The sequence below is a fragment of the Sporichthyaceae bacterium genome (assembly GCA_036269075.1).
In the GTDB taxonomy this organism is placed as follows: domain Bacteria; phylum Actinomycetota; class Actinomycetes; order Sporichthyales; family Sporichthyaceae; genus DASQPJ01.
The window spans coordinates 19937-27974 of record DATASX010000055.1 but is presented as its reverse complement, the minus strand read 5'-3'; the positions used below and the strand labels follow the sequence as shown (position 1 = coordinate 27974).

The following is an 8038-nucleotide window of genomic DNA, read 5'->3' as shown; positions in this document are numbered from 1 at the left end:
CGCGCCGGAGGCGGCCACTCGGCTAGGTCGGCCCGGCTGTTCACCCGATGTGCTCGACCAAGAGAACTGCCCAAGCTGAGTCGTCACCTTCGAACCACGCAAGCACTCGGAGCCCGCCCATGAGCACGTACTTCCGTAAGTGAAGAAGATCGGCCCCATCCGGTTCACCGCCTCCAAGAGCGGCATCGGTGTCTCGGCCGGAGTGCCGGGCTTCCGAGTCACCAAGCGGGCCGACGGCAAGGTTCAGCGCACCATATCCGTGACCGGCACGGGCATACGGAACGTGGAGATCGTCGGCAGTAAGCCCAACGCGCCGCAGCGAGCCAAGGCGGCTGCCAGCCACGTTGCTCCGAGTCGCACGGAACTGACCATCGACCCGTCACGTCGGCCCTCGATGGCGGACTTCAAGGCTCTGAGGTCTGCGGGCATGAAGCCGAAGCAGGTACGCCTTGTCATCGCCATGTGGTGGCATGAGCGCGACACGACTACCCCCGATTCTCGGTTCTTCTTGTCGCCGGACTCTCACGCCAACCGGAAGATGCGGGCACGTCGCTTCGCTCGCCTGGACTTCTCGTCCCTCACGGTCGAGGACCACTCAGGCGGCACCAATCGGGAGAGCCAATGAGGAAGCTCGTCGCCACCGCTTTGACGGTAGGCATGGTCGGTGCTGGTGTGCTGATGCCATCGGCCGCTGATGCGGCAACGGTCAAGACGTACAAGAACTGCACAGCCATGAACAAGGTCTACAAGCATGGCGTCGGCACGAAGGGTGCGAAGGACAGGACCAGCGGCAAGCCGGACACCACGTTCAAGGTGAGCGCGTCGCTGTATAGCGCGAACAAGAAGCTGGACCACGACGAAGACGGCATCGCTTGTGAGAAGGCGTGACGTTCCACCTCGCCTGAGTCAGACGTAGAGAGTCTCGATCAGCGAGTCGTATTTGGCCGTGACGACCCGGCGCCGCACCTTCATGGTCGGGGTCAGTTCCTCCGAGTCCGGCATCCAGAATCCCGGCAGCACCGCGAAGCGTTTGACCTGCTCCACCCTGGAGAGCTCGGCGTTGACCGCGTCCACGTGGGCCTGGAGTTCGGCGAGCAGGTCGGGATTCTCCGCGAGCCGGACCGGATCCGGCGCCGCGCCCCGGGCCGCCGCCCACGGCCCGACGTTCAGCGGATCGAGCACAATCAGCGCGCAGATGTAGCGTCTCGCCTCGCCGATCGCGACCGCGCTGGACACCAGCGGGTGGCGCACCAGCAACGACTCGATCTGCGTGGGCGCGATGTTCTTCCCGCCCGCGGTGATGATGAGGTCCTTCTTCCGGTCGACCAGCGTGAGGTAGCCGTCGGCGTCCAGGCTGCCCACGTCGCCGGTGCGCAGCCAACCGTCCGGGGTGAAGACCTCCGCGGTCCGCTCCGGGCCGTTGAGGTAGCCGGCGAACATGGCCGCGCTGTCCAGCTCGATCTCGCCGTCCTCCGCCAACCGGATCCGGGTGCCGGGCAGGACGCGACCGACCGTGCCGACCCGGGGCGCCCGGACGTCCAGCGCGCCGGGGCCGCACTCGGTCATGCCGTAGCCGTCGGCCAGGCGCAGACCCAACTCCCAGTAGCCGTCCAGCACGGTCGGCGGCATGGCCGCGGCAGCCGTGACGGCGATCTCGACGGCGTCCAGCGACACGGTGGCGAGCAGTTCCGCCACAGTGGGCTCGACCTCGGCGCAGGCCCGGACATGTTGGATGCCGGCCCAGAGTTTCTCCCAGATCCGCGGCGGCCCGAACAGGTACTGGGGGCGGACGGCGGGCAGCGCCTGCGCCAGGGCCGTGACGTCCCCGACCGTGGTCACCTCGTGGCCGGCCCGCAGCGGCAGGTAGAGGGTGTTCCCTCGCTCGGCGATGTGCGCCATCGGCAGGTAGGACGCCAACCGCTTGTGCCGGAAGTCCGGACCCAGGGCCATGAACAGGCTCTCGACCATCGCCCGCATCCCCGCGTGCGAATGCCGGGCGCCCTTGGCCGGTCGGGTGGTCCCCGAGGTGAAGATGATGGTCGCGATGTCCTCCGGGCACACCGCCGCCGCCGCGGCATCGAGGTCGAGAGCGTCGGCGCCGAGCAGGTCGGCGTAGCGGAGCACCTCGGCGCCCGCCGAGCCCTGCGGGTCGTCGAGCACGATGACGTGCTCGGGCAGCCCTCCGTACGGGCGCGCCGCAATCAGTCGCTCGAGGGTGGCCGGGCCGTCCGCCACGACGACCCGGGACTCGACCTGCTCGACGAGGTAACGGATCTGCTCCGGGGCCGAGCTGTAGTACATCGAGGTCGGGGTGGCGCGCAGCAGCAGCGTGCCCATGTCGATCGCGTGGAACTCCGGGCAGTTGCGCATCAGCAGGCTCACCCGGTCGCCGGGTCCGACCCCGAGGCCGCGCAAGGCCGCGGCCACCCGGGCCGCCTGCCGGCCGTACTCGGCGTAGCTCCAGGTCACCTCGCCGCCCGCGGCCCGCAGGGCCGGCCGGTCGGCGAACTCGCGCACAGCGTTCACGAACAGGCCGGCCACGGTCTGGCCGCGCACCAGATCGCGCATCTGATCTGGCGTCACTTCAGCGCACCAGTTCCTCGTCCTTCATCCGGTCCGAGAACGCCTCGACCCACGTCCAGCCGGTGACGACCTCGCGGTCGTCCCCACGGCGCCGGGTCATTCCGCCCTGCGCGCGGTAGCCACCCCAACGCGCCTTGTTGAATCCGCTCAGCTGTTGGTTCGGATCACCGATGAAGTCCCACACTCCTGCCGGGCCCAGATCGTAGCTCGCGCCAGTGACGTAGCCGTCGGCATCGACGTCGAATTCCGCCCCGACGCGGGCCGCCTCGGCCACCGGGATCGCGCCCTCGACAATGATGCCGGCGCCCCAGCGCCCCCGGCCCTTGGTGATGTTGCCGAACTCGATCGTCCCGTCGGTGTACTTGTTCGCGAAGATGTTCCAGACCACCTGCACGTCGGTGTAGTACGGGTACTCCTTCCACTCGCTGCCGTGGCGGAAGTACACCTGGTCGAAGAAGATCGGCCCCTCGACCGCCTCGCCCAGGATCGTCCCGGTCAGCCAGTAGGGCTGGCTGGCGTAGGCCAGCGGGTCGTCGCGCATCTGGGTCAGGAACTGCGCGCCGAGCGTGGGTCGCGAGCCGCGCAGCGAAATCAGCCCGCCCTCGTCCCACTGCAGGTCGTCGTCGGTGATGCGCAGGTCGATGGGCTCCTCGTGCGGACCCGAGAGCATGCCCTTGGCGACCCAGCGCCGGCTGTCCGGCTCGATGGTCCGCACCATCTCGCCCTTGGCACTGCGGTGGGAGCCTTCGTGCAGCTCCATCCGACCGCCGCTGTTGTGCAGGATGTAGCACCCGCCTGTCATCGGGCCGATGAACTTGCGCTCCAGGACGTAGATGGCCCCGGACTCGCCCTGGAAGCCGCCGTAGAGATACTGCGACTGCAAAGAGAGTCCGGCGATGGACGTCTCCGGCGTCAGGGACGCGAACTTCGGGGTGTAGGTGCCGACCACCGGCGCGAAACCGAAATCGCCGAAGCGCTGTGTTTCCACGGTCATTGCACGTCCTCGCTCATTGTTGGCTGGCTTGACCAGTACGGCGCACGTAGGGCTCGCTTGTCGACCTTGCTCATCTCGTCGCGGGTGAGATCCGGTATCGCCCGGTAGGACCGCGGGCACTTGTAGCCGGCCAGCTCGGTCCGGCAGAACCGGTCCAGCTCTGCCGCGTCGAGCGGGCCGACCGGGACGATCAACGCCAGCAGCGCCTCGCCGAGATCCGGGTCCGGGACACCGATCACGGCCACCTCACGGACGTCCGGATGCCGGATCAGCACCTGCTCGCACTCGGCCGGATAGAGGTTAACTCCGCCGGAGACCACCATGTCGCTGACGCGGTCGGTGATGAACACGAAGCCCTCGGCATCGACGTGCCCCACGTCGCCGAGCGTCGCCACCCCGGGCGCCAGGTAGGCCTTCGCGCTCTTCGCGCCGTCGCCCAAGAAGCGCACCGCCCGCCCCGGGGGCAGCGTGATCCCGAGGACGCCGGCAGTGCCGCGGGGCTGCGCCCGGCCGGCCTCGTCGTAGGACTCGATGATCAGCGGCGGCACGGCCCGCCCGACCGAACCCGGGTGCGCCAACCATTCCCGGCTGTCGATTCGGCAGACGGTCCCGAGCTCCGAGCCCCCGTAGGCCTCGACGAACACCGGACCCCACCAGTCGATCATCGCGCGCTTGACCGGCTCCGGGCAGGTGGAGCCCGTGTGCGCGACGAGCCGCAGGCTGCGCACGTCGTAGCGGACGCGGACGCTCTCATCCAGAGCGAGCAGGCGAGTGAAGTGCGTCGGGACCATCACGGTCGAGGTGACGCCGAACTCCTGGACAAGGCGCAGCACCTCCTCCGCGTCGAAGCGGTCCAGCACGAGGACGGGCTGCCCGGAGAGCAGGTGGCGCAGGCTGGTGAGCGGCCCGTTGTGCTGCAGCGGTCCGACCACCAGATGAGGGCCGTCCGGGAAGCCCGACTCGGCCGCGATCTCCTCCACGTAGGCGCGGGCATCCGACGCGCCGGCGCCCCGCACCCAGGAGACCTCGGTCGCACCGGCGCGCCCGGTCGTGCCGGAGGTGAAGACCAACACCGGTCGGGCCGGGCGCCCCTCGAGCACGAACTCCGGCTCCGGCCCGTTCACCCAGTCCTCCCACAACAGCGCCGGTTCCGGCGCCGGCGTCCCGTGCACAATCACAGCGTGCAGGCCGACGGGGGCCGCCGCCTCGAGGACCGCCGGCAACGAGCCGGCGCCGGTCACAGCGACCGTGCAGCCGGTGTCGGTGAGTTCCTGGGCGAGTTCCTTCGGGGTGCCCTGCCGGTGCAGCGCCACTGTCCCCACTCCGGTGAGCAGGCCCGCAAGGTGGGTGACCAAGGTCGCCGCGGCGTTTTCGCCGGTGACGCCGACCCGGGACCGACCGTCATCCGCTGCCAGCAGCCGTCCGGCCACGGCCCGCACCTGGTTCGCCAGCCGGCTCCAGGACAGATCGCCGGTGCGGTCGCGGACCGCGAGCCTGTGCGGATCCTGCTCCGCACGGGGGCCGATCCCGGCCAGGTACATCCGTCCTCCGGTGCCGTCGGTGGGCGAGAATCGTAAGTGGTATCACTATAAAGAAAGTATGGGGCAGAACCGGTCCGAAGTGTTACTGTTCATCGACACCAGTTCTGGATTCAGCGGCACCGCGGACCTCGGGAGACCCTGTGAGCCGGCCTCTGGCCCCGGAGCTCTTCGCGTCCCTCGACCCGTTGGCCCTGGCCGGTAGCCGCTGCACCGCGTGCGCGACGGTGCAGTTCCCGGCGGCCCGGCAGTGCGCGCACTGCGCGGCCGAGGATCCCGCCCCGATCACCTTGCCGGCGCAGGGACGGATCTGGACGTGGACGATCCAGCGCTTCGAACCCAAGGCGCCGTACCTCGCGCCGGCTGACGGGTTCTTGCCGTACGCGGTCGGCTATGTCGACCTCGGCGAGGTGCTGGTCGAATCGTTGCTGCAATGCAGCGACGGAGAACCGGCGATCGGCGCCGAGGTACACCTGGTCCGCGCAACCGCGCCCGGCGGGCACTTCACCTACGCCTTCGCCCGATGAACGCGCATCAGGTCTACGTCATCGGGGCCGGCATCCATCCCTTCGGCCGGCACGCGGGGGTGACCGGTGCCGACATGGCCGTCGTGGCGACGCGCGCCGCACTCACCGACGCGGGGCTGGGGTGGGACAAGGTAGAAGTGGCGGTCGGCGGCTCCAACACCGGCAAGCCGGACGCGCTGGTGGCGCGCCTCGGGCTCACCGGCGTCGCATTCACCGGGGTCCGCAATGGTTGCGCGACCGGCGGGGTCGCGCTTGCCACCGCTGCGAACGCCCTGCGCGCCGGGCAGGGCGAGGTGGCCGCAGTGATCGGCTTCGACAAGCACGAGCGAGGTGCGTTCGCCGCCGACCCGGCGTCCTACGGACTCGATGCCTGGTACGGCACCACCGGGCTGATGGTCACCACCCAGTATTTCGCGATGCGTACCAGGCGGTACCTGCACGAGCACGGCGTCCCCGACCTGACGCTGGCTCAGATCGCGGCACGGGCGAGCCGGGGCGGAGCCGCCAATCCGAACGCCTGGCGGCGTCGCGCACTCACCACGGAGGAGGTACTGGCCGCCCCGATGGTCTCCGACCCGCTGACCAATCTCATGTTCTGCCAGCCCGACGAGGGCGCCGTCGCGCTGATCCTCGCCCGCGGCGCACGGGCGTTCGACCTGTGCGAGGCACCGGTACGACTGGCGTCGGTTGCCGTCCGGACCCGCGGACCGGGATCGTTCGAGGTGTTCAGTCCTTGGCTCGCACCCCATCGCTCCGGTAGTCCCACCCGTGCGGCCGCCCAGGACGCGCTGCGGCAGGCGGGCATCACCGTCGCGGACGTGCAGGTCGCCCAGGTCCAGGACACCGACTGCGGCTCCGAGCTGATCCACCTCGCGGAGACCGGGTTGTGCCGGGACGGGGAGCAGACCGCGCTGCTCACCGATGGCGCGACCGAGGCCACCGGTCGGCTACCGGTGAACACCGACGGCGGCTGCCTGGCCAATGGCGAACCGATCGGCGCCTCCGGGCTGCGGCAGGTGCACGAGGTCGTCCGGCAATTGCAGGTCCGCGCCGCCGGAACCGCCGTCCGCGGCGATCCACGCATCGGCTTCACCCACGTCTACGGGGCGCCCGGCGTCTCGGCGTGCACCGTGCTGATGCGGCCGGACCGATGACGATCCCGGACCCGCAGACCTGGGCGGCCGACGTCCGCGCGTGGCTGCAGGGCGCCGCCGGCACGGCCGCCGCGGCCAGCCGCTCGCCCGACCTGGCCGTGTTCCGCAACCTGAGCGACGAGCAGGAGACGGACCTCCTCGCCGCGATCCGCCACTACCGCCGGGCCCGCTACGACGCCGGGTACGGCGCGCTGACCCTGCCGGTCGAGCACGGCGGCGGCGGCCTGCCGGCGTCCTTCGCCGTGCTGTTCTCCCAACTGGAGGCGTCCTTCGCCGTCCCACCGTCGACCGAACTGATCAGCGTGACCACGGGGCTCGTCGCGCCGGCGCTCGCGCTCTACGGCTCCCCCGAACTGCGGGAGCGGTTCCTCACCCCCTTGCTGCGCACCGACCTGCTGGCGTGCCAACTGTTCAGCGAGCCCGGCGCCGGATCCGACCTGGCCGCGGTGGCTTGCCGCGCGGTCCGCGACGACGGACCGGACGGCGCGCCCGACTGGGTCCTCGATGGGCAGAAGGTCTGGTCCTCCGGGGCCAGGCACGCCGACCTGGGCCTGCTGCTCGCACGGACCGACCCGACCGTCCCCAAGCACGCCGGCATCACGGCCTTCCTCGTCCAGCTCGACCTGCCCGGCCTCACTGTGCGGCCGATCCGCCAGATGAGCGGCGGCAGCAGCTTCAACGAGGTGTTCCTGGACCAGGTTCGGATCCCGGACTCCTTCCGGGTCGGGGAGGTCGGCCAGGGCTGGGCGGTGGCGACCGCGACGCTCGCGTTCGAGCGGCAGGCCTCCGGGACCGGCACCCGGCGCAAGGGCGGCTCGTTCGACGACCTGCTCGCGCTGGCCCAGGCACAGGGGCTCAGCGCAGATCCGGTTGTGCGCCAGCAACTCGCCGACCTGTACGTGCGCAGTGTGCTGAAGGCCTGGACCGCGCAGCGGGTCGCCCGGGCGGCTGCGGCAGGCGTCTCCCCCGGCCCGGCGGGCTCGGTGGGGAAGCTCGTGGCCGCCGACCTGCTGGTGCGCACCGGCGAGCTCGCCGCCGATCTGTTGGGGCATCAGATTCTCGCGGACCACGGCGACGGGACCTTCGCCTGGACCGAACATCTGCTCGGCGCCCCCGGTTACCGGCTGGCCGGCGGAACGGACCAGATCCAGCGCAACGTGATCGCCGAACGCGTCCTCGGTCTGCCTGCCGAGCCGCGGGTGGACAAGGACGTCCCGTTCGCCGATCTGCCCAAGGGCTGAG

The 8038-nt window shown here is 70.4% G+C and carries 8 protein-coding genes; 5 read left to right on the top strand and 3 right to left on the bottom strand.

What is annotated here, in order from left to right; translation table 11 throughout:
- Positions 1-139: 139 nt before the first annotated feature.
- Complete coding sequence (locus tag VHU88_09925) at positions 140-625, top strand: DUF4236 domain-containing protein (GenBank protein HEX3611992.1); 486 nt, start codon at positions 140-142, stop codon at positions 623-625.
- Positions 622-888 carry an excalibur calcium-binding domain-containing protein gene (locus VHU88_09920; GenBank protein HEX3611991.1) on the top strand — a complete coding sequence of 89 codons (267 nt, stop codon included), beginning with the start codon at positions 622-624 and terminating at the stop codon, positions 886-888. Before VHU88_09925 ends, VHU88_09920 begins: the two co-directional genes overlap by 4 nt.
- Before the next feature lie 18 nt (positions 889-906).
- On the opposite strand, the gene VHU88_09915 is transcribed toward VHU88_09920, so the two are convergent.
- Genes VHU88_09915 through VHU88_09905 form a run of 3 tightly spaced genes read right to left on the bottom strand, consistent with a single transcriptional unit; the run spans position 907 to position 5118 of the window.
- Complete coding sequence (locus VHU88_09915; protein ID HEX3611990.1) at positions 907-2583, bottom strand: AMP-dependent synthetase/ligase; 1677 nt, start codon at positions 2581-2583, stop codon at positions 907-909.
- 1 nt (position 2584) lies between these two features.
- On the bottom strand, positions 2585-3577 hold the full coding sequence (locus VHU88_09910) for a hypothetical protein (GenBank protein ID HEX3611989.1): 993 nt from the start codon (positions 3575-3577) through the stop codon (positions 2585-2587).
- Entirely contained in the window at positions 3574-5118 is a 1545-nt protein-coding gene (locus VHU88_09905; GenBank protein HEX3611988.1) for an AMP-binding protein, read from the bottom strand. Before VHU88_09905 ends, VHU88_09910 begins: the two co-directional genes overlap by 4 nt.
- Before the next feature lie 140 nt (positions 5119-5258).
- Between VHU88_09905 and VHU88_09900 the strand changes: the two genes are divergently transcribed.
- Genes VHU88_09900 through VHU88_09890 form a run of 3 tightly spaced genes read left to right on the top strand, consistent with a single transcriptional unit; the run spans position 5259 to position 8037 of the window.
- The gene (locus tag VHU88_09900; GenBank protein HEX3611987.1) at positions 5259-5642 is read left to right on the top strand and encodes an OB-fold domain-containing protein; all 384 of its coding nucleotides are present in this window, start codon (positions 5259-5261) and stop codon (positions 5640-5642) included.
- The gene (locus tag VHU88_09895) at positions 5639-6796 is read left to right on the top strand and encodes a thiolase family protein (protein HEX3611986.1); all 1158 of its coding nucleotides are present in this window, start codon (positions 5639-5641) and stop codon (positions 6794-6796) included. Before VHU88_09900 ends, VHU88_09895 begins: the two co-directional genes overlap by 4 nt.
- Positions 6793-8037 carry an acyl-CoA dehydrogenase family protein gene (locus tag VHU88_09890; protein ID HEX3611985.1) on the top strand — a complete coding sequence of 415 codons (1245 nt, stop codon included), beginning with the start codon at positions 6793-6795 and terminating at the stop codon, positions 8035-8037. Before VHU88_09895 ends, VHU88_09890 begins: the two co-directional genes overlap by 4 nt.
- The last annotated feature ends 1 nt before the right edge of the window (position 8038 follow it).

Bases quoted from the DNA above. Each gene is read 5' to 3' on its own strand.
- VHU88_09895 (HEX3611986.1), top strand. From the start codon at position 5,639: ATGAACGCGCATCAGGTCTACGTCATCGGGGCCGGCATCCATCCCTTC.
- VHU88_09920 (HEX3611991.1), top strand. From the start codon at position 622: ATGAGGAAGCTCGTCGCCACCGCTTTGACGGTAGGCATGGTCGGTGCT.
- VHU88_09910 (HEX3611989.1), bottom strand. From the start codon at position 3,577: ATGACCGTGGAAACACAGCGCTTCGGCGATTTCGGTTTCGCGCCGGTG.
- VHU88_09905 (HEX3611988.1), bottom strand. From the start codon at position 5,118: ATGTACCTGGCCGGGATCGGCCCCCGTGCGGAGCAGGATCCGCACAGG.
- VHU88_09890 (HEX3611985.1), top strand. From the start codon at position 6,793: ATGACGATCCCGGACCCGCAGACCTGGGCGGCCGACGTCCGCGCGTGG.